Annotated in this window: 18 protein-coding genes; 11 read left to right on the top strand and 7 right to left on the bottom strand. The window is 49.9% G+C overall.

Annotation, left to right across the window (positions count from 1 at the left end; genetic code table 11):
- Positions 1 to 305: 305 nt before the first annotated feature.
- The 8 genes from KME12_11985 to KME12_11950 all read left to right on the top strand — a co-directional run bounded on the left by KME12_11985 (position 306) and on the right by KME12_11950 (position 10,046).
- A complete protein-coding gene (locus KME12_11985; GenBank protein MBW4488500.1) occupies positions 306 to 2,555 on the top strand; it encodes a HAMP domain-containing protein in 2,250 nt (749 codons plus the stop codon).
- Positions 2,556 to 2,586: 31 nt separating this feature from the next.
- The gene (locus tag KME12_11980) at positions 2,587 to 3,453 is read left to right on the top strand and encodes an urease accessory protein UreD (protein ID MBW4488499.1); all 867 of its coding nucleotides are present in this window, start codon (positions 2,587 to 2,589) and stop codon (positions 3,451 to 3,453) included.
- Between the two features lie 12 nt (positions 3,454 to 3,465).
- On the top strand, positions 3,466 to 3,768 hold the full coding sequence (gene ureA / locus KME12_11975) for an urease subunit gamma (protein ID MBW4488498.1): 303 nt from the start codon (positions 3,466 to 3,468) through the stop codon (positions 3,766 to 3,768).
- A 31-nt stretch (positions 3,769 to 3,799) separates the two neighbouring features.
- Entirely contained in the window at positions 3,800 to 4,114 is a 315-nt protein-coding gene (locus KME12_11970; protein ID MBW4488497.1) for an urease subunit beta, read from the top strand.
- A 130-nt stretch (positions 4,115 to 4,244) separates the two neighbouring features.
- Positions 4,245 to 5,336, top strand: a complete 1,092-nt coding sequence (locus KME12_11965; protein ID MBW4488496.1) for a glycosyltransferase family 4 protein — start codon at positions 4,245 to 4,247, stop codon at positions 5,334 to 5,336.
- A gap of 99 nt (positions 5,337 to 5,435) precedes the next feature.
- The gene (gene ureC, locus KME12_11960) at positions 5,436 to 7,145 is read left to right on the top strand and encodes an urease subunit alpha (protein MBW4488495.1); all 1,710 of its coding nucleotides are present in this window, start codon (positions 5,436 to 5,438) and stop codon (positions 7,143 to 7,145) included.
- 388 nt (positions 7,146 to 7,533) lie between these two features.
- Entirely contained in the window at positions 7,534 to 8,670 is a 1,137-nt protein-coding gene (locus KME12_11955) for a HAMP domain-containing histidine kinase (GenBank protein ID MBW4488494.1), read from the top strand.
- An 8-nt stretch (positions 8,671 to 8,678) separates the two neighbouring features.
- Positions 8,679 to 10,046: an aldehyde dehydrogenase gene (locus KME12_11950; protein MBW4488493.1), complete on the top strand. Its 1,368-nt coding sequence runs from the start codon at positions 8,679 to 8,681 to the stop codon at positions 10,044 to 10,046.
- Between the two features lie 18 nt (positions 10,047 to 10,064).
- On the opposite strand, the gene KME12_11945 is transcribed toward KME12_11950, so the two are convergent.
- The 4 genes from KME12_11945 to rpmF all read right to left on the bottom strand — a co-directional run bounded on the left by KME12_11945 (position 10,065) and on the right by rpmF (position 12,099).
- The gene (locus KME12_11945; GenBank protein MBW4488492.1) at positions 10,065 to 10,832 is read right to left on the bottom strand and encodes a nucleotidyl transferase AbiEii/AbiGii toxin family protein; all 768 of its coding nucleotides are present in this window, start codon (positions 10,830 to 10,832) and stop codon (positions 10,065 to 10,067) included.
- On the bottom strand, positions 10,829 to 11,059 hold the full coding sequence (locus KME12_11940; protein MBW4488491.1) for a hypothetical protein: 231 nt from the start codon (positions 11,057 to 11,059) through the stop codon (positions 10,829 to 10,831). The genes KME12_11945 and KME12_11940 overlap by 4 nt, the downstream gene beginning before the upstream one ends.
- 88 nt (positions 11,060 to 11,147) lie before the next feature.
- Complete coding sequence (locus KME12_11935) at positions 11,148 to 11,744, bottom strand: sulfite oxidase-like oxidoreductase (protein ID MBW4488490.1); 597 nt, start codon at positions 11,742 to 11,744, stop codon at positions 11,148 to 11,150.
- Positions 11,745 to 11,919: 175 nt separating this feature from the next.
- Positions 11,920 to 12,099 carry a 50S ribosomal protein L32 gene (gene rpmF / locus KME12_11930; GenBank protein ID MBW4488489.1) on the bottom strand — a complete coding sequence of 60 codons (180 nt, stop codon included), beginning with the start codon at positions 12,097 to 12,099 and terminating at the stop codon, positions 11,920 to 11,922.
- 498 nt (positions 12,100 to 12,597) lie between these two features.
- On the opposite strand from rpmF, the gene KME12_11925 reads away from it, so the two are divergent.
- Positions 12,598 to 12,756, top strand: a complete 159-nt coding sequence (locus KME12_11925; GenBank protein ID MBW4488488.1) for a hypothetical protein — start codon at positions 12,598 to 12,600, stop codon at positions 12,754 to 12,756.
- Here the strand turns inward: KME12_11925 and KME12_11920 are convergent, their stop codons facing one another.
- Positions 12,757 to 14,697 carry a hypothetical protein gene (locus KME12_11920; GenBank protein ID MBW4488487.1) on the bottom strand — a complete coding sequence of 647 codons (1,941 nt, stop codon included), beginning with the start codon at positions 14,695 to 14,697 and terminating at the stop codon, positions 12,757 to 12,759.
- Positions 14,698 to 15,176: 479 nt separating this feature from the next.
- On the opposite strand from KME12_11920, the gene KME12_11915 reads away from it, so the two are divergent.
- Positions 15,177 to 17,288, top strand: a complete 2,112-nt coding sequence (locus KME12_11915; protein MBW4488486.1) for a caspase family protein — start codon at positions 15,177 to 15,179, stop codon at positions 17,286 to 17,288.
- 57 nt (positions 17,289 to 17,345) lie between these two features.
- Here KME12_11915 and KME12_11910 read toward each other — a convergent pair whose 3' ends face one another.
- Positions 17,346 to 20,690 (bottom strand): GAF domain-containing protein, encoded by a 3,345-nt coding sequence (locus KME12_11910; protein MBW4488485.1) that lies wholly within the window; start codon positions 20,688 to 20,690, stop codon positions 17,346 to 17,348.
- 217 nt (positions 20,691 to 20,907) lie between these two features.
- On the bottom strand, positions 20,908 to 21,366 hold the full coding sequence (locus tag KME12_11905; GenBank protein ID MBW4488484.1) for an NADAR family protein: 459 nt from the start codon (positions 21,364 to 21,366) through the stop codon (positions 20,908 to 20,910).
- Positions 21,367 to 21,538: 172 nt separating this feature from the next.
- Between KME12_11905 and KME12_11900 the strand changes: the two genes are divergently transcribed.
- Positions 21,539 to 22,186, top strand: a complete 648-nt coding sequence (locus tag KME12_11900) for a DUF4129 domain-containing protein (GenBank protein ID MBW4488483.1) — start codon at positions 21,539 to 21,541, stop codon at positions 22,184 to 22,186.
- Positions 22,187 to 22,208 lie beyond the last annotated feature (22 nt).

The raw sequence follows: 22,208 nt of genomic DNA, 5'->3' as shown, positions 1-22,208 counted from the left end.
TTATCCCATCTGGGAAATACACAGGTCAATGGGTTGGGCGCATCAGCGTTCGTTCTAGGCCGAGCTTCAAACTTTCTGGAAAACAGGTGTTTGATGTTCATCCTCAATATCTGGAGGTTATTCATCGTGCTGATGGTTACAGCTATGGATTCTAGGCGGCTAAAGCCGCTTGAGTCGGCTTTCCTCCTTGCTCTAAAGAGACAAGGCTCCCAGCCATCCCAAAAAACTTGGTGGACGGAAAGTTCTGAAACATCAAGGACTTGCGTGGTCAGATTCTCAACAGGGTGAAGTTTTAGGTACAAGGTGTGAGTCGTGGATTTTTGTTAACAGTTGGTCGGCAGTATTCTGCAATACCTCTAAGAAAATTGCTATTCTCTCGATTCAAACAAGCTGAAGCCAAATTGGTAGGAGGGTTGCGTCACCTCCAACCCAAAATTTTGGTGTTTACCTTTGGAGCCTCCTTAGTTCCTGTGATTTTTCTTGTGGGTGCTGCTTGGCACTTTGGGCATCAGCCGCTTAAGGATTTGGAGAAAGTGCGGTTGAATGATCAAGTCCAAGCCTTTCGAGGCTATACCGCTGCTAGCGCCAAAGGATTGCAGGATTTGGCCGCAGGTTACGCCTTCTGGACTGACTTGTACGATGCGGTACAACAGCGCAATCGAGCCTGGATCGCTAAGGAAGTCAGTAACCAATTGGTTTTCTCCACAGACGTAGATGCGGTGAAAGTCACAAATCAAGCTGGGGAAGTTTTGGGCAGTCAGGGGGCAGAACTACAGTTGGCTGCGGTGCAAGAGCGCATCAGCCGTTTAATTGAAACCAGAAAAACGACTCAAGATTTAATTCAGACCGATGTAGCGCCTAAGGCTCAAGGAGATTCCGCTCAAAAGCTGACACCTCAGCGTCAAGTGTTGATGTTGTCTGTCGCTCCTATCTATACAAGTGATGGCAAAGGCGCTTCACCAGGCACTTTAGTGGTGGGGCAAGTGCTAGATGCAGCTTGGTTGCAGAAGTTTCTGATGTTTTCTCAACCGACGACTAAGCTCAAGATGTTCTCGCTTCAAGGTGAGCCTGTCGTCGCGAGTCATGGAGATCTGAAGCTAGATGCTTGGGAAGCCGCTCATTTCACCACCGAGGTGTTGCCGAATATCCGTCAAGGCCAATCTATCTATCGCATCGAGCCTCAGTCGGGACTTAACACGGTTTATGCGCCGCTAATGTCAGGGAATCGGCCTATCGCGATCGCCAAAATTCAGATTGTTTCTGGCTACTTTAGCCAAGCTCTCATAGCCCTCAATCGCTTGCTTTGGGCTGGGTTAGGGTTGGCAACGTTGCTCTCCATTGCGATCGCTCATTTACTGGCCAAACAAATTAGCCAACCGATCAAGCAACTAGCGGGACGCAGCCAAACTCTAGCCGCCGGAGATTTAAGCAGTCCCATTCCAGGCATGACCGCAGGCGGTGAGATTGGTCAACTCGCTAGTTCGTACCAAGAAATGGCTAACTCGCTCAAAGCCTTGATTGATGACCTAGAGCAACGGGTCGCCGAGCGCACCGAAGAGTTGGAGTTGGCGCGGCACACTCTAGAAGAGCGAGTGCAAGAGCGCACCGAGGAAGTGCGACAACAACATCAACAGTTGCAGCAAGCCCATGACCAATTGCAGCGGCTGAATACCGAAGTCACCGCTAAAGCTGACCAACTCAGCATCGCTTTACACAACTTGCAAAAAGCCCAAGCCCAGTTAATTCAAACCGAGAAGATGTCCAGTTTGGGGCAGTTGGTGGCGGGAGTCGCCCATGAAATCAACAACCCGATCAACTTCATCTATGGCAATCTGCCCTACATTAGCCGCTACAGCCGCGATTTGTTAGATCTGGTACAGCGCTACAGCCAACGCTATAACCACGATCCAGAAATCCAACAACAAAAAGACGCGATCGAGTTTGATTTCATCACTACAGATCTGCCCAAAATTCTCACTTCGATGGGAACAGGAGCCGATCGCATTCGCCAAATCATTCTGTCATTACGCAACTTCTCGCGGCTGGACGAAGCGGAGATGAAACCAGCCAATCTGCATGAGGGCATTGACAGTACCTTGCTAATCTTGCAGCATCGCCTCCATGAGGAAGCGCATGGCCTAGACTCGATTCAAGTGATCAAGCAATACGGCCAGCTACCGCCAGTGGAGTGCTATCCTCGGCAACTCAACCAAGTTTTTATGAATCTCTTGAGCAACGCGATCGATGCGCTAGAAAGCTCTCCCTGCCCAGATAAGCAAATTGTGATTCAGACGCAAATGCTGCCAGCGGATCAGGTACAGGTGAGCATCCGCGACAACGGCCCTGGCATTCCTCCAGAAATTCAAGAAAAGTTATTTGACCCGTTCTTCACGACCAAACCTGTGGGTAAAGGTACAGGTCTAGGGTTGACCGTGGCTTATCAAATCTTGGAACGACACCAAGGCCAAATTCACGTCATCTCTACTCCTGGAGTAGGCACAGAAGTGACGATTCATTTACCCCAATCAGCCACATCCTTGCCAATCGCAGTATGATTCTCGCTAAGCCGTTTCGATTTAGCACCGCATGACTGCCGATGCTGCCACTGGAAAGCAATTGAATTTGAGTGCAGGGTGGCAGGGTAGCCTAGAGCTAGAATTTGCCTTTCGCGATCGCGCTACCCATCTCAGCTATAGCCGCAGTCAAGCCCCCCTGAAGCTACAACGTCCGTTTTATCCAGAAGGGCCAGAGGTTTGTCATTGCGTCCTCTTACACACAGCAGGCGGTGTTGTGGGGGACGATCGCCTATCCCTGGATTGTCGATTGCAACCCCAAACTCACGCTTTGCTGACTAGTGCTGCCGCTAGCAAGATTTACCGCAGTAACGGCTTAGTCGCGCAACAAACTACTCAGATTCAAATTGCCGAGGATGCTTGCTGTGAATGGTTTCCGCAAGAGACGATCGTGTTTGAGGGGGCCAACTACCAACAGAATCTAAGGGTAGAACTGGCACCTGGCGCAACTTGGATCGGTTGGGAGATCACCCGCTTGGGTCGTAGTGCTAGAGGCGAACAATTCCTCAGCGGCAACTGGCGATCGCGCACTGAAGTTTGGCGACAAGATCAGCCGTTATGGATTGATCCGCAATGGATTCCCGGTAGTTCAGTGGTTGTTAACAGTCCTCATGGCTTAGCAGGACATCCGGTGATTGCCAGTTTTGCTTTGGTAGGAAAAGCGGCAGAACTAGAGCTAATCACCCAAGCGCGATCGCTATGGCAAGCAGGAATGTATCCAGGCGAAGCAGGAGTCACACGTCTCACAGAAGGATTACTCTGTCGCTATCGTGGGCCTTCTACCCAAGCTGCTCGTAGCTGGTTTATGCAAGTGTGGCAACTTTTACGCCAGCTCTATCTGGGTCGTGCTGCTTGTCCACCTAGAGTTTGGCAAATCTGAGCAGGAGATCGCATGCAACTATCACCCCAAGAAAAAGATAAATTACTGATTTTTACCGCTGCATTGCTGGCAGAACGCCGCAAGGCCAGAGGCTTAAAGCTGAACCATCCGGAAGCAGTCGCTTACCTCTCAGCCGCCATCCTAGAAGGAGCCCGCGACGGTCGTAGTGTGGCTGATCTAATGAGCTACGGTGCCACCCTCTTGACTATAGAAGATGTCATGGAAGGCGTACCTGAAATGATTCCAGAAGTGCAAGTAGAAGCCACCTTTCCCGACGGCACCAAACTCGTCACCGTCCACAATCCCATTCGATAAATCGGGTTCGCTGAGACAAAAGGAGATCAAGATGATTCCAGGAGAACTGTTCGTAGAAGACGGAGACATAGAGCTAAACGCAGGTCGCCCCACAATTAAGCTCACAGTCGCCAACACAGGCGATCGCCCCATCCAGGTAGGGTCTCACTTCCATTTTTATGAAGTCAACGCTGCCCTGAGCTGCGATCGCGAACAAGCCAGAGGGATGCGCCTGAATATTCCCGCCGGAACCGCCGTCCGCTTCGAACCTGGAGATGAGCGAGAAGTAGAACTCGTCCCCTTTGTGGGTAGTCGCCAAGTCTACGGCTTTAATGCCAAAATCAACGGCCAGCTAGATAGAACCTAACCCCCAGCCCTTTTCTTCCAGGGAAGGGAGAGATATAGACAAAAGCTTAACCCTTCTCTCCTTAGACGAGGGAGTATATCAACCCAGCAACGATTTCCCTGCTTAATCGTCACAATGTAAGAGCATCCCTATGAAGTGGCCAGATAATTCGCTTGTAATTTATTCCAACTTGCCAATTCGTATGGAGAGTTGGGCTCCTCCCTCTGTGAAGACAGGGGTTGGCGGTAGTGAGGAGGCAGTTATCTACTTAGGACAGGAACTTGCGAAACTAGGATATCAAGTAACTGTTTTCAACTCATGCGGTGATATGGAAGGAGAGCATAATGGTGTGCTCTATCAAGCGGTTGAAAAATTTAATCCTCATGATCATTTTAATGTCCTGATTTTCCACCGCAGTTGGCTGCAACCCATGACGATGAAGGTTAAGGCAAACAAAACTGCTATCTGGCTGCATGATAATCCTCAAATTCTGACTCAAGTAGGCGAACAAGAGCGCAGTAAGTTTTTAGCAAGCTTTGACAAATTGTTGGTGTTATCTCGCTTTCATAAATCTCTTCTACCAGATTGGATTCCTGAAGATAAAGTTCTTATAACTAGGAATGGCATTAATCTTTCTGATTTTAATGTCAGTGGAATTGCCAGAAATCCTAAGCGGTTGATCTATATCAGTGATTATTTGCGTGGAATCGAGCATCTTTTAGCTCGGTGGTCAGATGTTTTGAAAGAAGTTCCTGATGCAGAATTACATCTTTTTTATGGTTGGGAAACCTATGATGCGATCGCCCAATCACCATTGATTGAGAGATTTCCACAATTAAAAGGAAGGAAGGAACAGATATTAATCTTGTTGCAACAGAAAAATGTATATGAACATGGAAGGATAGGGCATATACAATTAATCAAAGAGCTTTGTAAATCAGGAATTTATGTTTATCCCTGTCATTTTCCTGAAGTTTTCTGTATTGCAGGTCTAAAGGCACAGGCTTGTGGTTGTATTCCTGTAGTAACCAATTATGCAGCCCTTGCTGAAACAATTCAGACTGGAATTAAAATTGATGGCTGTGCTGGAACATCAGTCGTTGATAAAGCTTTTGTAGAAGCGGTGATTGATTTACTTAAAAATCCTGAAAAGCAAGAATTAATGCGCGAAAAAGTTAAGGCAATGAAGACATCATGGGGTTGGAATAAAGTTGCTCAACAGTGGCATGATGAGCTTTTGTGATAGGTAGTAGTCAAAGAATCTATTGCCCTTTAAGTCTATGAAGTACAGGCCAAATAATTAACAGCTAAAACATCACGATTACTTTAGAGGATTAGAATTATGAGCTATCGCATGGATCGCCGGGCTTATGCCGAAACCTATGGACCTACAGTAGGCGATCGCGTGCGACTGGCGGATACAGAGCTGATCATTGAAGTGGAGCGAGACTTCACCACCTACGGAGATGAGGTGAAGTTTGGGGGCGGTAAAGTGATTCGGGATGGTATGGGGCAATCTCCGATCACCAATGCCGATGGTGCTGTGGATCTAGTGATTACCAACGCGCTAATTCTGGACTGGTGGGGCATTGTCAAAGCCGATGTGGGGATTAAAGACGGTCGCATCGCCAAAATTGGGAAAGCGGGCAACCCTTACATTCAAGACCATGTAGACATCATTATTGGCCCTGGAACTGAAGTGCTGGCGGGAGAAGGCATGATCCTCACCGCAGGCGGCATCGATAGCCACATTCACTTCATTTGCCCTCAACAAATCGAAACTGCGATCGCCTCTGGCATTACGACCATGATTGGCGGCGGCACTGGCCCTGCGACAGGCACCAACGCCACCACTTGCACTCCTGGCCCCTGGAACATCTACCGGATGTTGCAAGCTGCGGATGCTTTCCCGATGAACTTAGGGTTTCTGGGCAAAGGCAACAGCAGCAAACCGGAAGCCTTGCGGGAACAAGTGGAAGCAGGGACAATGGGTCTAAAGCTGCATGAGGACTGGGGGACAACTCCTGCCACAATCGATACTTGCCTCAGCGTGGCGGATGACTATGATGTTCAAGTCGCCATCCACACCGATACGCTGAACGAAGCGGGCTTTGTAGAAGATACGATCGCCGCTTTCAAAAATCGAGTGATTCACACCTATCACACCGAAGGCGCAGGGGGTGGGCACGCCCCGGACATCATTAAGGTGTGTGGCGAAGCGAATGTGCTGCCCTCCTCCACCAATCCCACTCGTCCCTACACCCTCAATACCTTAGACGAACATTTGGATATGTTGATGGTCTGTCATCACCTCGACCCCAGCATCCCAGAAGATGTCGCCTTTGCCGAATCTCGCATCCGCCGGGAAACGATCGCCGCTGAGGATATCCTGCATGATTTAGGAGCCTTCAGTATGATTGCCTCCGACTCTCAAGCAATGGGGCGAGTGGGGGAAGTAATCATCCGAACTTGGCAGACAGCCCACAAGATGAAAGTGCAACGAGGGCCGCTGGCAGAAGACTCTGAGCGCAATGACAACCTACGAGCGAAGCGCTACATTGCCAAGTACACGATCAACCCTGCCATCACTCATGGCATCGCCGCTCATGTCGGGTCCATTGAGGAAGGCAAACTAGCCGATCTCTGTCTCTGGCGTCCCGCTTTCTTTGGGGTGAAACCAGAAGTGGTGGTGAAAGGTGGCATGATTGCCTGGGCACAGATGGGCGATGCCAATGCCAGTATTCCGACTCCACAGCCTGTCCACATGCGTCCGATGTTTGGCAGCTTTGGTGGAGCGATCGCGGCCACTTCCCTCACCTTTATTTCTCAAGCTGCTCTGAGCCAAGGAGTCCCCACCCAACTCAAACTGCAAAAACCTGCGATCGCAGTTTCCGGTACCCGCCAACTCAGCAAGCGCGACCTCAAACTCAACGACCTCCTGCCCCACATTGAAGTTGATCCAGAAACCTATGAAGTTCGGGCTGATGGCGAGTTATTAACCTGCGAACCTGCCACCGTTCTACCAATGGCTCAGCGTTACTTCTTGTTCTAAGGCTATAGAGCATTGGTTTTGGTTTAAAGCAGAAGTACGATCGCTAAACAGCACCTAATTGCCGTAGGATAGCAGCAAGGAAAAGGGTGCTAGCTCGGTCATATGATTCGCTGGTAGCGATTGTCGCTATGGGCAAAACTTGCTTGGAGTCAGGGATAGGGGATCTGTCTAAAGTTAGAGATCACTATTTTTTTCCTGATGCCGTAGCTTGCTGATGGAATCAAATTGATTCGGGTGCTAGAGCCGATTTATCCACTCCGATAGACGTAATTCTCTTGAGTTTGTGGCTAAATAAAGTAGAATCCTCCTCTCGAAAGAGGTGTTTTTCTAGCCAGATGAGAGAATTTAACTAATTTTTAATAACTCTCCTTATTTGCACTTCTAATTCATGAAAAACTCTCCTTTTGCCCAGTCTACTAAAATTGATCGTATTCTCGTTGTTGATGATTCTGCTGACAATTCATTTCTAATTCAGGCAATTCTAGAAGAGGAAGATTACAAGGTTGATATTGCCGATAGTGGCATGGCAGCTTTAGCCAAGATTGATGAATTTCCGCCAGATTTAATTCTGCTGGACGTGATGATGCCGGGAATGGACGGCTACGAAGTCACGCGGCGGATTCGGGGCACTGAGAAGCTACCCTTCATTCCCATCTTGTTAATTACTGCCTACGACCAACCCAGCGTTGCCAAAGGTTTGGACACAGGTGCAGACGATTTTATTCGCAAACCTGTTGAGTTTGATGAGTTGCTGGCACGAGTGCGATCGCTGCTTCGCCTCAAGCACAGCGTAGACGAACGTGACCACATTGCTCGCCAACGCGAAGACTTTGTCTCCCGCCTCGCCCACGATCTCCGTACTCCCCTAGTGGCTGCCGATCGCATGATGGGTTTGTTTCGCCAAGGTGCCTTGGGGGAGCTTTCTCCAGACATGAATGATGCGCTCATCACGATGGCCCGCAGCAATCAGAACTTGCTGCAAATGGTGAACACGCTCCTAGAAGTGTATCGCCTAGAAGCAGGCCGAAAAAGCTTTTCGTTTGCGCCTGTCAATCTCCGTGAACTTGTGACAGAGGTAACTCAGGAACTCGCCCCTCTAGCCGCAGACAAAAACCTAGCTCTGAAATTAGATTTAGAGGAACAACCTGCTGATCCTGCTGCTAGCTATGTCTTGGGCGATCGCTTGGAGTTGCATCGTGTCCTGACCAACTTAGTCGGCAATGCCCTTAAGTTTACAGACAGTGGGTATATCTCTGTTGGCTTGACTTCGACTCCTGCTGCTTCGGCCAGTACGCCAGCTTGGGTCGTTATTACGGTTAGAGATACGGGAACTGGGATCTCCGCCGAGGATCAGGCTATGTTATTTGAGCGCTTTCGCCAAGGGCATCATCGTCGCTCTGGTAGTGGTTTGGGTTTATACCTGTCTCGTCGCATTATTGAAACTCATCAAGGCACGGTTGATTTAGAATCGGAGTTAGGCAAAGGTAGTACATTCATCGTTCGTCTTCCCGCTAAGCAACCCTAAATCGTGCCATGCTTGCAATTTCTGACGTCGTAGAAAAGCAGCGAACTTTTTTTAACTCTGGCAAAACTAAGCCGATTGATTTTCGCTTAGAACAACTCAAGATTCTGAAGCAAGCCATTCTGGAGGCACAGAGCAGCATTGTCGAGGCGGTGCAGGCAGACTTGGGTAAACCAACTTTTGAAGCGTATCTGATTGAAGTTGGCGTGCTGGATGAAGTTAAATATGCCATCAAACATTTGCGGGCTTGGGCCAAACCTCGCAAGGTGGCAACTCCTGTCGTTTTTATGCCTGCTAGCGCTCAAATTTGCCCGCAGCCATTAGGCGTTGTCCTGATTATTGCCCCTTGGAACTACCCGTTTCAGTTGTCAATTTCTCCCTTGGTGGGAGCGATCGCAGCGGGAAATTGCGCCGTCCTCAAGCCTTCTGAGTTGGCACCTCATACGTCTCAAGTCATTGCCAACCTGATTCGCCAGCACTTTGATCCAGCCTTCATTACTGCGATCGAAGGTGGAGCGGAGACTAGCCAGCAGTTGTTAGCCGAAAGATTCGACCATATCTTTTTTACAGGTGGCACCGCGATCGGCAAAAAGGTGATGGCGGCTGCGGCTGAGAATCTGACCCCCGTCACCTTAGAGCTAGGTGGCAAAAGCCCTTGCATTGTCGATGCTGAGGTGCCCATTGAGTTGGCGGCTCGCCGCATTGCTTGGGGCAAGTTTACCAACGCAGGACAAACTTGTATCGCCCCCGACTACTTATTAGTGCATCGATCGATTAAGCCTCAACTGTTAAGCGCTATTCAACAAAGCATTGCCACTTTTTATGGCGACAACCCCGCTGCCAGCCCCGACTTTGGCAGAATCATTAACCAGAGACATTTTGAACGTCTAGCGCCACTCGTGCAGTCGGGCAAGATTGTGGTTGGTGGTGATACCAACCCCGCAGAACGCTACATTGCCCCCACCGTACTGGATGGTGTGAGTTGGTCAGACCCAGTCATGCAGGAGGAAATCTTTGGTCCTATTCTGCCTGTGCTGGAATACGAAGACTTAAATGAGGCGATCGCCCAAATCAACCAGCGTCCCAAACCTTTAGCCCTGTACCTTTTCTCGCAAAACCAGCAGCGTCAAACGCAAGTGTTGCAAGAAACCAGCTCTGGTGGGGTTTGCATCAACGACACGATCTTGCAGGTGGGTGTCCCAAGCTTACCCTTTGGGGGAGTTGGCCCTAGCGGTATGGGTCGTTACCACGGTAAGGCTAGCTTCGATACCTTCTCCCACGAGCGCAGCATTCTCAAGAAGCCTTTTTTCCTAGACTTCAAGCTCCGCTACGCCCCCTACAGCGACAAGCTAAAGTGGCTCAAGCAGATTCTGCGCTGATCCTTCACCTAGTTAAGGCTACTGGTCAAGAGCACTATCGTCGATAGAAAAAATGTCATGGTGTTCCTTAAACGTTCTCTCGGTGAGTGCTAAGTCTAGATCAGCAGCTAGAAGATCGACACCATCTATAATCTTTGGAATTTGAGAGCCATCAATCTGTAGACCTGAAAACCATCGCTCTCTGTAGTTTGGCCTTGCTTGAAAACGCTGAATTGCGGCTTTCAGAGGTCGCATGACTTCATATGCTTTCTCTGCTTTTTCAATGGCTATCGCAGGAATGGGTGATTGTAGCCTGAGCACAGCTAAATCGATAAGATCTCTCGCTTCAACGCTGTCATCCAGGTAGCGATCGGAATTTGCTAGTAGCTTAGCGGTGAAACAATCATTCAAGCTTAAGCAAGCCACAGGCGACCACGCTGGATATCTCGGTGCATCTAATTCAAAACGAGCTTCAGCAATGATCTCGGTTTTAATCGGTACGCCCTCTACATCAACTACCATCCGGATACCATACTGATCCGTTGTGCCTCGGCCCACTTGTACTTGGCTCAAGTCACTAAACAATGCTTCGTAACCGTCCTCAAAGATGGCAGAACGCAAATATCTATAACCCGACGCAGAAACTGGACAGATGAAATCTACATCTTTACTCCACCGATATTCCCCATAATCAAGAGCAAGAAGGGTTCCGCCACCAAAGTAAGCAGAACCCTCTCTAAATAAATCAGCATTCAAGCTTTGAAGGATTATGAGGATCTTGTTGTGGTAATCAAACTGAAATGTCATACCTCCACTTGCAGCCAAGAGTGATAGTGCTTGGCAAGTTCCCTCAGGAATTCTAGCTCTTCATCCTCAAGATTATTAAAGAGCGTACGGTATTTCCAACCTCGCTCATAACGGCTTAGCATTTGCTCTAGGGTCAACCGATAAACATCTTCGGTCTGCCAGCAAATTGCTTCTAAGAACGGTAGCTTTGGGGGTAAAAAGATCTTGGTTGCTGTAGCGATCGCCATAGCTGCCAATCAGTGATGCTATTTTCACTTTTAGGCTAGCCTACTCAGGTGAAATATACCAGCACTCGCCCTTCTCAGTAGCTAACTACTAGCGATCGCTGTAACGCTCTACAGCCCAAGGTTCACCGCGTCGGTGGTAGCCGTTGCGCTCCCAAAAGCCTAACTCCTCTTTGTCTAAGAACTCTAGACCATTAATCCATTTAGCACTCTTCCAGGCATAGAGGTGAGGCACAACCAAGCGTAAAGGCCCTCCATGATCAGCAGGAAGCGGTTCACCAAATAAGGTGTGAGCAAAGAAGTTTTCTTCTCTTAAAAAGTCTTCTATGGCAATATTCGTCGTGTAGCTGCCATAGCAGTGCTCCATGATGTGAGCGGCTTTGGGGTCTACTTCTACCTGTTTCATGAAGTCCAACACCTTCACCCCAGTCCACTGCACATCCAGTTTTGACCAAGTGGTGACACAGTGGAAATCAGCTGTGAAGTCACTTTGCGGCATCGCCATGAAGTCTTCCCACGTGAAGGTCACCTCTTTGGCGCAGCCCCACACCCGAAACTGCCAGGTTGCTCGATCTACGCTCGGCGTTTGGCCGTAGGTTAATACTGGGAAGCCGTTGGTCAAGTGTTGACCGGGAGGAACGCGATCGCTATACTCTGAGCCTGGTTTTTGAAAAAATTTTCCTAACATAAGGCGAAATCCTCAAGAACAGCATCAGAGGAGTTGGGTTGCTATTCCCTACCTCTTTATTACGGTGTAACAGATTTCTGAGGATCGCCCCAGTTAGGAGCAATAAAATCTGGCGCAATAAAAAAGGGGCAACCGCTTGCCCCCATCATGAATCTGTCTGCAATCAAGTCGCAGCTTAAGACTCTTCATCTTCCCCTTCTTCGTCATTGGGATAGACAAAGCCCTTAGAACGTCCGGTCAAAATAGATTTGCCAAGAGAGAGAGCTTTTTGCGCCTGCAACGCCGCTTTGCGCTTCCAGGTCGCCTTCCGCATATCTCGCTTAGACTTGGATGTTTTCTTCTTAGGAACAGCCATGCTCGTCCGTGCGGCGATCGCAATTTTTAGACAACCCTCCTATTCTAGGGCATGATGCCTCCATTTAAACCAAGGTTCTTGCGGCTTGCCAGTAATTTCGATTTGCGAGATAGCTGAGAAGTGAAGTACCCGACGCTGATTGCAAGCAATACAGCACGGGCTTCCTGTTTCAACAGCCACTGCCTCCACCTTGCAAGCAAAGTATTGGTCTGACACAGCTTCTGGAGGTTTTGGTCATGTCTGCATTCGCAGCACATCCCACTGACTCCCGTGATAGTTGCCTACCACCCAGGCAGCAACCCGCCTTCCGCAGGTTGATAACTTTTGCTTTTGCTTCTCTTGGATTTACGCCATGGCGACCAGTTGGAGAAAACAGCTTCCCTGAACTACCGATCTGCCTGCGGCAAGAGTCGAACCTCTACTTTGAAGTTTGCCTGTCTGTTCGATGCGGTCAGGTGGGTTGTTAAACCATCTAAATTATACCTTGAAACCCTTGCCATGAATAGACTTCAAGCCTTTTATTTGCTCGATAGGTTGGCGATTCGTCGCTCACCTACTCCACTCGCCTGTGGCATCGTTCGGGGTGAGACTCCTCACCGCCGGACTCCCTATCCCGACGCTGACTTTTCAAGTACAGCGCCGGGCTTCCGTCGCTAGCTAACGATTTACCTCATTAGTTGATTGATTTGGAGCTGTTGTCCCATTAGGCTGTGCAGTGGGTGTAATGACTTGCCCGCTAGGAGTTGTAATAGTAAAAGAACCGTTGTTGGGCGTTGTGATTGTACCAGTACCTGGTGCGGTCGTTCTGTTTATTCCTGGTGTTACCGTCCCAGTCGGTTGAGCTCCGGGGGCAACAGTTTGACCGTTCGGAGTCGTAATGACTGGCCCTTGATTTCCAGGCGTTGTGGTTACTCCAGGTGCAAGAGTACCAGATCCATTCGGAGTTATTTGAGTGCCGCTACCTGTTCCCGTTCCTGTACCGGTAGTGCCACCCTGTCCTGCTCCGGTTCCAACGCCTGTACCCGTACCCGTGACCCCACCTGGAACAGTAGTGCTAGGCCCGGTTCTATTGCCAGTACCCGTTCCTGTACCCGTACCAGGAACTGTCCCCGGAACTGTTGTGTCGGTTCCAGTCCCTGCTCCGGTTCCAACGCCTGTACCCGTACCCGTGACCCCACCTGGAACAGTAGTGCTAGGCCCGGTTCTATTGCCAGTACCCGTTCCTGTACCCGTACCAGGAACTGTCCCCGGAACTGTTGTGTCGGTTCCAGTCCCCGCTCCGGTTCCAACGCCTGTACCCGTACCCGTGACCCCACCTGGAACAGTAGTGCTAGGCCCGGTTGTATTGCCAGTACCGGTTCCGGTACCAGTACCAGGAGCTGTCCCCGGAACTGTTGTGTCGGTTCCAGTCCCTGCTCCCGTTCCAACGCCTGTACCCGTACCCGTGACGCCACCTGGAACAGTAGTGCTAGGCCCGGTTCTATTGCCAGTACCCGCTCCAGTACCAGTACCAGGAACTGTCCCCGGAACTGTTGTATCGGTTCCAGTCCCTGCTCCCGTTCCAACGCCTGTACCCGTACCCGTGACGCCACCTGGAACAGTAGTGCTAGGCCCGGTTGTATTGCCAGTACCTGCTCCAGTACCAGTACCAGGAACTGTCCCCGGAACTGTTGTGTCGGTCCCAGTCCCTGCTCCGGTTCCAACGCCAGTACCAGTACCAGGAACTGTCCCCGGAACTGTTGTATCGGTTCCAGTCCCCGCTCCCGTTCCAACGCCTGTACCAGTAGTTGGTGTAGTAGTTCCGGTTCCTGGGGTACCACCAGCAGGCGCAGTAGTTCCACCTGGAGCAGTTCCACCCGGAGCAGCAGTTCCGGTTCCACCTGGAGCAGTTCCACCTGGAGCAGCAGTCCCAGTGCCAGTTCCAGTTCCACCTGTAGTACCAGGCGCAGCAGTTCCACCCGGAGCAGCAGTTCCGGTTCCACCTGTAGTACCTGTACCTGTAGCGCCTGGAGCAGCAGTTCCGGTTCCAGCACCTGCTCCGATTCCACCTGCGGGTGCAGCTTGTGTACCAGGGGCACCACTACCTGCGGGAACTCTGGTTCCTGGGATAGTTCCTGGTGTGGGTGCTACTGGTACTGTAGTGGGTTGAGAAGGGGCAGCAGGAGCTGGTGGAGCTGCTTGAGGGGGCGCTGTCTCTTCCGCCACACCTTGATTTAGCCGTAACAAAGCTTGAGAAGTCCGAAAGTAGGTTGCCCATCGCTGCGGATCGGGGCGGCTGCGCCATTGAGTACGGCTGACATCTAAATTCAGCACGGGCACTATCGAACCTGCACTTTCAGCAGAGACAATGATAGACACTTGACTGGTTAAAATGTCGCGATCGAAGCTTCGCTGAGCAGCAGCCCTAGCCGCAATTTCAGCTCGGCGCATGAGCGTCTCATAGCTCTCACCTGTTCGTCGGTCTAGGGCCACATCTACTCTGGCGGTATAAGCTTGAGCCGCCTGAGGAGCGATCGCAGCTTGGGTGAACCAAACACTACCCGCTAATCCCAAGCAGGTCGCCAAGCTCAGAAGTTGCGGGAGTGGAGAAGAATGCATTGGGGAAGGGTGAAACTCTCGCATGTTTGCTGCTAGCTCCTTACGCGATCACTCAGCAAGACTACTCAATATATTTAAAGATTGGAACTGGGTCAAACAGGACACCCATCAGGCAGGACTATGTTTAAGCAGTTCATATGAGTTAGCTATTAGAAATTTAATTCATAATGACGCAGAATTAACCTAGACTATAGACGGAATTTGGAAGTTACGTTTTTATTTTTAGATGTGCAATTGTTGTCTGAGTTCGATGCCTAATAAGGCAGCCAGATAGTGCTGTTGCTCGTCTCTACAGGGTTGTGATCTGTGACGGCTGAACCAACTTGTAAGGTGCTTGATTTTTAAGAAAACGTTATCTTATTTCTCACTTTTCAACCCACAGCATGCCGCTTGAGCTGAGCTAAAACAGAGGGTAGGGTTCATATTTATTTAGGCGACCTTCTGGGCACACTATCTAGTAAGAATCTAGGGCATTCAGCATGGTGAATCACTGGGCGATCGCAATTGGTATCAATCAATATCAGTTCTTGCAGCCTTTAAGGTATGCCCAGCAGGATGCTCAAGCCCTGCGTGATTTCTTGGTGGAGGAGGCGGGATTCCCGGCTGAGCAATGCTTACTGTTCACGGACACTTCTTCAACCAGAAGGGAGCGGGCTACCTATCCTACGCAAGGAACGCTGCAAGCTTGGATTGATGACCTGTGTCAGCAGTTTGTGCAGCCTGGAGATTTAGTTTGGTGTTTCTTCAGCGGTTATGGAGCTTGCTATCAGGGCCAAGACTATCTAATGCCTATTGATGGTGATCCGAGCGATATTTCTGGCACTGGCATTTCTGTGCGATCGCTATTGCAGCAATTTGAAGCGACTGCTGCCGAAATCGCCTTGGTGATCTTGGATATGAATCGGACTCAAGGGATTCAAGTCGATGAACCGTTAAGTACCCAGACTTTAGAACTAGCCCGTCGCCTCAAGATCGCCACAATTCTTTCCTGTGAGCCAGGTGAGTTTTCCCACGAAGCTGCGAATCTGCATCATGGGTGTTTTACTGCTGCCTTGTTAGAGGGATTGCGGTTGGGTCAGTGCAATACTCTAGCCGATTTAGATGCCTTTTTGCGCGATCGCCTACCAGAGCTAACAGAGCATCATTGGCAACCTGCTCAACATCCTGTGGTGGTAGTAAATCCGCCGGAAAAAAGGCAGCAGGGCATTCTACCCCGCATCATGGTGACTTCTGCCTGGGATGACTTTAGTTATCCTGCTGGGACAGACACAATGGCTGCTTTGGACTCAGATGCCTCTCGCTCCAGCTACTTATCCCCTGACGAGCGATCGTCCGCAGGAGTTGGCCTCTCTACTCTGCCTGTGAATCCGGGGCATAGTAATCCGGGTAATACCAGTAATACCAGCTACACCTCTAACTCTTCACCTTACAAAATCCTAAGCAAATTGACTAACAAGCCATCTGCCTCTTCGGGAGAACCTAGTAAGTCCAACGCTCAAAATCCTTTGGGCGATCCAGCAGCAGCAGAAATTTCAGATAGCGTATTTTGGCGGCGGTTTTTGGTTTGGGGAGGACTGATTGCGGTTTTCCTGTTTAGCGGTGTGATTATTCGCAACTTGTCGGCTTTCACAGGTCGGGACACTTCTATTCCTGTCGTTTCTACCCCTACTCAGCCAACGGGTTCTAATCAGTCAACTAACGCCACGTCTACGGTTGTTTCTCCGGCTGCCTCTTCTGCACCTGTCCTGACGGCAACTCCATCCTCATCGCCCAATTCAGCGCCAAGCCCAGCACCAAGCTCAGCCCCTAGCCCAGACGATTCTGCTGCTAGCCCTCCAGTCCCGGTTGCGGCCTCCAATGTACCGCTTGACCAATTGCTCCCTGCGGCCCAAGCGGCTCTGCAACAGCAGAAATCTCAAGAAGCCTTGCGCTTGTTGAACCAAGTACCCGCCAATCAGCAAAATGCTAAATACCGTAATCTTAGAACTCAAGCAGAGCAGCGGGCCAATCAGGAGTTACTAGAAGCAGCCAGAGTTACAATCAGGCCGAACCAAGCATCGCGGTTTAATCAAGCGATCGCCCAAGCTAGCAAAATCAAGCCAGGTCAGCCGCTTTACGACCAAGCCCAACAAGATATCCAACGCTGGAGTCAAGTGATTTTGGACTTGGCAGAGGGGCGGGCGAAGCAGGGTCAGTTTGGCGAAGCAATTCAGACAGCCCGTTTGGTTCCCAAAAATAACGCTGCTGTGTATGGTCAAGCGCAGCAAGAGATCGCCCAATGGCAACAAAAATCTCAGCAGCAAAAGGCAAATCAAGCCATTATTGCTCAGGCTCAAGGTTTGCTACGGCGCGGTGAAGCGTCTTCCTACAGTCGAGCGATCGCCTCTGTACGCCGAATCCCATCGGGACAACCAGGCTATTTAGAAGCGCAACGGCTGACGGGAGAATGGAGCAATATCATCTTGGGAATGGCAGAACTACGAGCCTCGCGCGGACGGATTCAGGCAGCCTTGCAAACTGCTGCCCTCGTCCCAGCAGGAACACCTGCCTATGCCCAAGCTCAAAAAGCGATCGCTGAGTGGAAACGCTAATTTAGCTCCCCTTCCCACCCCTGCGGGGAAACAAGCTAAGCAGGGAAGGGGCTGGGGTTAGGTAGTTGAACTAGCGATCGCGACTGGAGCGACCGAGCTTTGGCACAGCGGAATCTCAATCAAGAACTGGGTTCCCTGGTCAAGTTGCGATTCGCATTTGAGTATGCCGCCATGTTTCTCTACCACAATTTGATAGCTGATAGACAGACCTAGCCCTGTGCCTTGGCCCACAGGCTTAGTGGTGAAGAAGGGGTCAAAAATTCGCGATCGCACCGTTTCTGGCATACCAGGGCCATTGTCACTGATGCGAATTAGCATGTGAGAACCCGCACTATTTTCTAGGTGCATCAGTTCTGTCTCAATTTCAATCACCCCTGGGTTGAGTGGAACCCCTTGCTCAAGGCCCTGTTGGTTGGCATTGACGATCGCATCAATGGCATTACTAATAATATTCATAAAGACTTGGTTAAGCTGACCTGCATAGCACTCCACCAAGGGCAGCAGGCCGTACTGCTTCACCACTTTGATCGCCAGTGGATCATTGGCTAAGCCGAGGCGATGTTGCAAAATCATCAAAGTACTATCAATGCCTTCATGAATATCTACGGGTTTTTTCTCGGCTTGGTCTAACCGCGAGAAATTCCGCAGCGACAGCACAATCTGCCGAATGCGATCGGCTCCAACCTTCATAGAAGCCAACATTTTGGGCAAGTCTGCCGCCAAAAAGTCAAGATCGATCGCCGCAGCATAATCTTGAATCGGACGTTCAGGCTGGGGGTAGTGTTGTTGATAAAGCTGGAGAAGCGTGAGTAACTCCTTGGTGTATTCGCTGGCGTAGCTCACATTGCCATAAATGAAATTGACGGGATTGTTGATTTCGTGGGCCACTCCAGCCACTAACTGCCCCAGACTCGACATTTTTTCCGTCTGGATCAGTTGGGTTTGGGTTTGTTGCAATTCGTTCAGGGTTTGGGCGAGTTGCACCGTCTGATGCTGCGTTTGGGTGAGCAGTTCTGCTTGTTGAATCGCGACTCCCAACTGAGCCGCAATTTGGGTGACAAACTCAATCTCAGCCGTTGTCCACTCATGAGGCTGAGAGCATTGATGTACACACAACAAGCCCCAGAGTTCGTCACTTTGAATCAGCGGCACTACCAAATTGGCTCTGACTTGAAACCGCTCCAAAATCTTCAGGTGGCAATCACTCAAGTTCGTAGCATACAGATCAGACACCGCTTGAATGCGACCTTGTTGATAAAACGGGGCATACTGTTCGCCAAAGCAGTGGTCATGAACTCTGAGGTCTAGCACCGAGGTAAAACCAGGCAGCAGACTTTCGGAGACAAAGATACCATCTTGGTAACTAGACTCTGGCTCAAATCGAAACATCCCGACGCGATCGACGTTGAGCAGTTGGCGCACTTCTCTCGCCGTTGCCTGAAAAATTGTTTGTAGATCTAGCGATTCCCGAATTTTGGTAATGACCTCAAACAGAGCTTGCTGTTGCTCAGCAGTTTGCTCAATCTGTCTAGCTTGTGCTGTTGCCATTGCTGCCGTTGCACAGCTTTGCTCGTATAACTCGGCCTGTTGAATTGCGATCGCCGCCTGGTCAGCCAATTGCTCTAGCAACTCGATTTCAAAGGATTGCCAGCGACGAGGCCCTCGACACTCGTGAGCAATCAACAAGCCCCACAATTGCTCCCCCATCCGAATCGGCACGACCAAGTTAGCCTGCACTTGCAGATTGCTTAAAAACTCGATATGGCAAGGATGCAGGTCAGATTGCTTCACATGATCAACCGCCCGAATTCGACCGTGCTGGTATAAGCTGGCGTGTTCAGCCGGGAAGCATTCATCGGCATATTTTTCATGCAGAATCGATGCCCACTCTCCTGCCACTTCCTCAACGACAATTTCCCCTTGCCAACCTCGGACAAATTGATAAATCACCACGCGATCGGTATCGAGCAACCCCCGTACTTCTCGCACAATGGTTTGCAAAATCGTCGGCAGGTTGAGGGTGCTGCGAATTTGGTCACTGACTTGTCTGAGCAAACGAGCAGACTCTAAGGCTTGCTCCAATTCAGTGGTGCGTTTCTGAACTTGCAACTCTAAACTGACATTCAACCCTTGTATTTGTTGGTAGAGTTGCTGCTGCTGAATTGCCATAGAGAAGTGGTCGCCTAATGCGATCGCCAGTTCTCCATCTTCTGGAGTCCACGTCAAAGCTTGACCTTGCTTGAGTTCTCGCCAAACCTCAAAGGAGTTGCGGGGCTGGAGTTGTCGCTGGTCGGGGTCAAACCGTCCTGCCCACATGGTTTCAGTATCGATCGCATCTCGAAAAACACTCAGGTAGCCCAGGAATTGCTGGCGATACTGGAGCGGCACGACCAAAATGCCACGAATCCGAGTTGCTTGAAAAGCAGGAGCTAAGACTCGCAGTTGTGGCTCTCTATAGAGGTCGGTGACACAGATGAGCTTGTGAGACTCACTCTGTAATCCAGGTTGGAAATACCGCTGCCACATTGGGCTTTGCTCGATCACCCAAGGCTCGGTTTGTCCTGGCATCTGCGGTTGGGAGCCACAGATCGCCAAGGTGAAGGAGGAAGGGGCATGAGGTTCAAAAGCATAGAGCCTACCTCCCGACCCTTGCATTAACGTGACTGCCCGCTCTAAAGCTGCTTGGAGTTGCAGCGTGGGGAGGGTATGCAGCAGGCCTGCAATTTGATTGATGCTGGCTTCTTTCTCAGCTTGGGATCTGGCTTGCCGTAACAATTCTGATTGAGCGATCGCAATGGAAACTTGGTCTGCGACTTGCTGCACCACCTGTAACTCTGACTCAGTAACCGCGCGAGGTTCAGCATGGTGAGACACGAGCAGCCCCCACAGAATCGGTTCTTCTGCTTGGGTCCGCATATCTTGGTGCAAAATTGGCACCACTAAGGAAGACTTCACCCCCATTGCCGTTAAGTACGCGACATGGCAAGGGTCTACAGGGCGATAGCGGATATCTTCTCCTGTCAGAGGCATCCCAGTGTCTGGGTTGTCTAGAGGGCTTAACCCAATTTGCTCGGAGGCGAGGTCTACAATGGAGCGTTGCCGAGCTTTTAGAAACAGTGCCCGCGCATGTGGCGGAATATCATCGGCGGGAAAACTGAGGCCCGATAAGGAAGGGAGGCGATCGCGCTCAATGGACTCCGCAATCACTTCGCCACTTTCATCTGCACGAAAGCGATAAATCATGACGCGATCGCTTCTCAGGAATGACCGCATTTCTCGGACAGTCGCGATCAAGATTTCCTGTAGCTCTAGAGATTGCCGAATGCAGGTGGTGATTTTGTGAAGTAAAACCTCATGATCTTGATGATCAATACTGAGCTGTAAATCCTGCATTTCTGGCATTTCTCTATTCAATGACTTAATAGCGGATTAGATCTAAAAGAACCCAAAAGGTCTAGATGTATTTTGCCGTTTTTGAGCACAGCCGACATCGGTAAAAGCATCTAAAAATTTCTCAAAATTACTTAAGAAAAATCAATAACATTTTCACGATATTTCTTGTCTTACTAAGTTGCGAAACCCACGCCCAAAATTCAGCTTTTGTCATGCCGCTTTCGAGCTATTTCCGAGCTAGTTGCAGTTGAATGGCTTGACGAACTTGCATTAAAATCTTACCTAGTTGGTTTTGCCCAGTCCTCTGAGAGCCACAGCCCCAGTAGTAATCGGTAGGGGAGTCTTCCACAATTAATGCGTCTTGAGTAGAGAGCAAAATGGCTTGAATCTCTGAATGAGTCAAAAACTTGGTCAAAACCGCTTGATACATAATTTCTGTCTTGACTTGTTCCCAATCTTCTCGTAGTACTCGACAGCGATCGCGCCCCAAAGCTGCCGCTTCTTCAGGAGTATTTACCGCTCGAATTGTGGTGATTAGAGACTCATGTTCGGTGCCAATAAACTTTTGTGACTGGTAATAATGCTCAACCGTGGCCCAGGTGTGATCTGCAATATCGATTGGGTGGGGAGAAAAGTTGGAAAAACAGCCGTAGGGATCGCTAATTTTGTAGAAATAAATGGTCATCTTACACTTGCAGAGCTATTTAAACAGAATCCGGTTCATTGCAAGAATTTGTATCAATTACCAGCACCACTGAGCGATCGCGAGTGAAGGTTCTATCGCCCATAGGCCAAAGCTCAGGAATCGTTGATAATAGGGCAAAACCGTATCCTTCCTTTCCAGATGGTATGCATTCATGCCAACAGGTTCCTTTGAGAAGACTAACATTAGCTGGCAGACCCAGCAGTTGTTGCGGCAAGCGGGAGAGTGGATTGAGTTACAACTGAGCAAACTCTCGGTCAACCCCGATCGCCAAGATCCACAGCCTTTACCCAGTTGGTTAACGGATGTGATCGAATCCTTTTTACGGGTCGCTTTTTGGTTACTCGCGGGATTTTGTTTGCTTTGGATCGTTTGGCAGTTGTTACAAACCTTTTGGCCCTCTTTGCGTACTCTAAAGTTCCCTGCTTGGTTGCGGCGATCTAGAGTCCGCCCTGCTACGAACGCTCAAGTCAGCCAACTTGATGCTGCTGGATGGTTTCAGCGATCGCAAGACTACCAACGCCAAGGCAATTACCCAGAAGCCTTTCAAGCTCTGTATTTTGCACTGCTGCAATATTTAAGCGAAACCAATTTAGTGCCTTTGGAAGCCAGCCGCACTAATGGCGAATATTGGCAGCTAGTGCAACATTTTCCCCAAGCTTCGCTCTACCAGCTATTAATTACGACGCACGAGCAATTGCGGTTTAACAATATGGCGATCTCGCTAGAAACGTTGAATCGGTGTCAGAAAGCCTATCAAGAAATTGAGAGCCGTGTTCCTGCTGGGAGCCATCCTTCATGAATCCTGCTCAAAATCTTTCTCG

It is taken from the genome of Trichocoleus desertorum ATA4-8-CV12 (genome assembly GCA_019358975.1).
GTDB classification, from domain to species: domain Bacteria; phylum Cyanobacteriota; class Cyanobacteriia; order FACHB-46; family FACHB-46; genus Trichocoleus; species Trichocoleus desertorum_A.
The sequence above is the reverse complement of the archived record's forward strand: the minus strand, read 5'-3'. Positions and strand labels throughout refer to the sequence as shown.

Excerpts from the sequence above, each read along its gene's own strand:
- KME12_11980 (MBW4488499.1), top strand. The coding sequence starts at position 2,587 with ATGACTGCCGATGCTGCCACTGGAAAGCAATTGAATTTGAGTGCAGGG.
- ureA (MBW4488498.1), top strand. The coding sequence starts at position 3,466 with ATGCAACTATCACCCCAAGAAAAAGATAAATTACTGATTTTTACCGCT.
- KME12_11970 (MBW4488497.1), top strand. The coding sequence starts at position 3,800 with ATGATTCCAGGAGAACTGTTCGTAGAAGACGGAGACATAGAGCTAAAC.
- KME12_11965 (MBW4488496.1), top strand. The coding sequence starts at position 4,245 with ATGAAGTGGCCAGATAATTCGCTTGTAATTTATTCCAACTTGCCAATT.
- ureC (MBW4488495.1), top strand. The coding sequence starts at position 5,436 with ATGAGCTATCGCATGGATCGCCGGGCTTATGCCGAAACCTATGGACCT.
- KME12_11955 (MBW4488494.1), top strand. The coding sequence starts at position 7,534 with ATGAAAAACTCTCCTTTTGCCCAGTCTACTAAAATTGATCGTATTCTC.
- KME12_11950 (MBW4488493.1), top strand. The coding sequence starts at position 8,679 with ATGCTTGCAATTTCTGACGTCGTAGAAAAGCAGCGAACTTTTTTTAAC.
- KME12_11945 (MBW4488492.1), bottom strand. The coding sequence starts at position 10,832 with ATGACATTTCAGTTTGATTACCACAACAAGATCCTCATAATCCTTCAA.
- KME12_11940 (MBW4488491.1), bottom strand. The coding sequence starts at position 11,059 with ATGGCGATCGCTACAGCAACCAAGATCTTTTTACCCCCAAAGCTACCG.
- KME12_11935 (MBW4488490.1), bottom strand. The coding sequence starts at position 11,744 with ATGTTAGGAAAATTTTTTCAAAAACCAGGCTCAGAGTATAGCGATCGC.
- rpmF (MBW4488489.1), bottom strand. The coding sequence starts at position 12,099 with ATGGCTGTTCCTAAGAAGAAAACATCCAAGTCTAAGCGAGATATGCGG.
- KME12_11925 (MBW4488488.1), top strand. The coding sequence starts at position 12,598 with ATGAATAGACTTCAAGCCTTTTATTTGCTCGATAGGTTGGCGATTCGT.
- KME12_11920 (MBW4488487.1), bottom strand. The coding sequence starts at position 14,697 with ATGCATTCTTCTCCACTCCCGCAACTTCTGAGCTTGGCGACCTGCTTG.
- KME12_11915 (MBW4488486.1), top strand. The coding sequence starts at position 15,177 with ATGGTGAATCACTGGGCGATCGCAATTGGTATCAATCAATATCAGTTC.
- KME12_11910 (MBW4488485.1), bottom strand. The coding sequence starts at position 20,690 with ATGCCAGAAATGCAGGATTTACAGCTCAGTATTGATCATCAAGATCAT.
- KME12_11905 (MBW4488484.1), bottom strand. The coding sequence starts at position 21,366 with ATGACCATTTATTTCTACAAAATTAGCGATCCCTACGGCTGTTTTTCC.
- KME12_11900 (MBW4488483.1), top strand. The coding sequence starts at position 21,539 with ATGCCAACAGGTTCCTTTGAGAAGACTAACATTAGCTGGCAGACCCAG.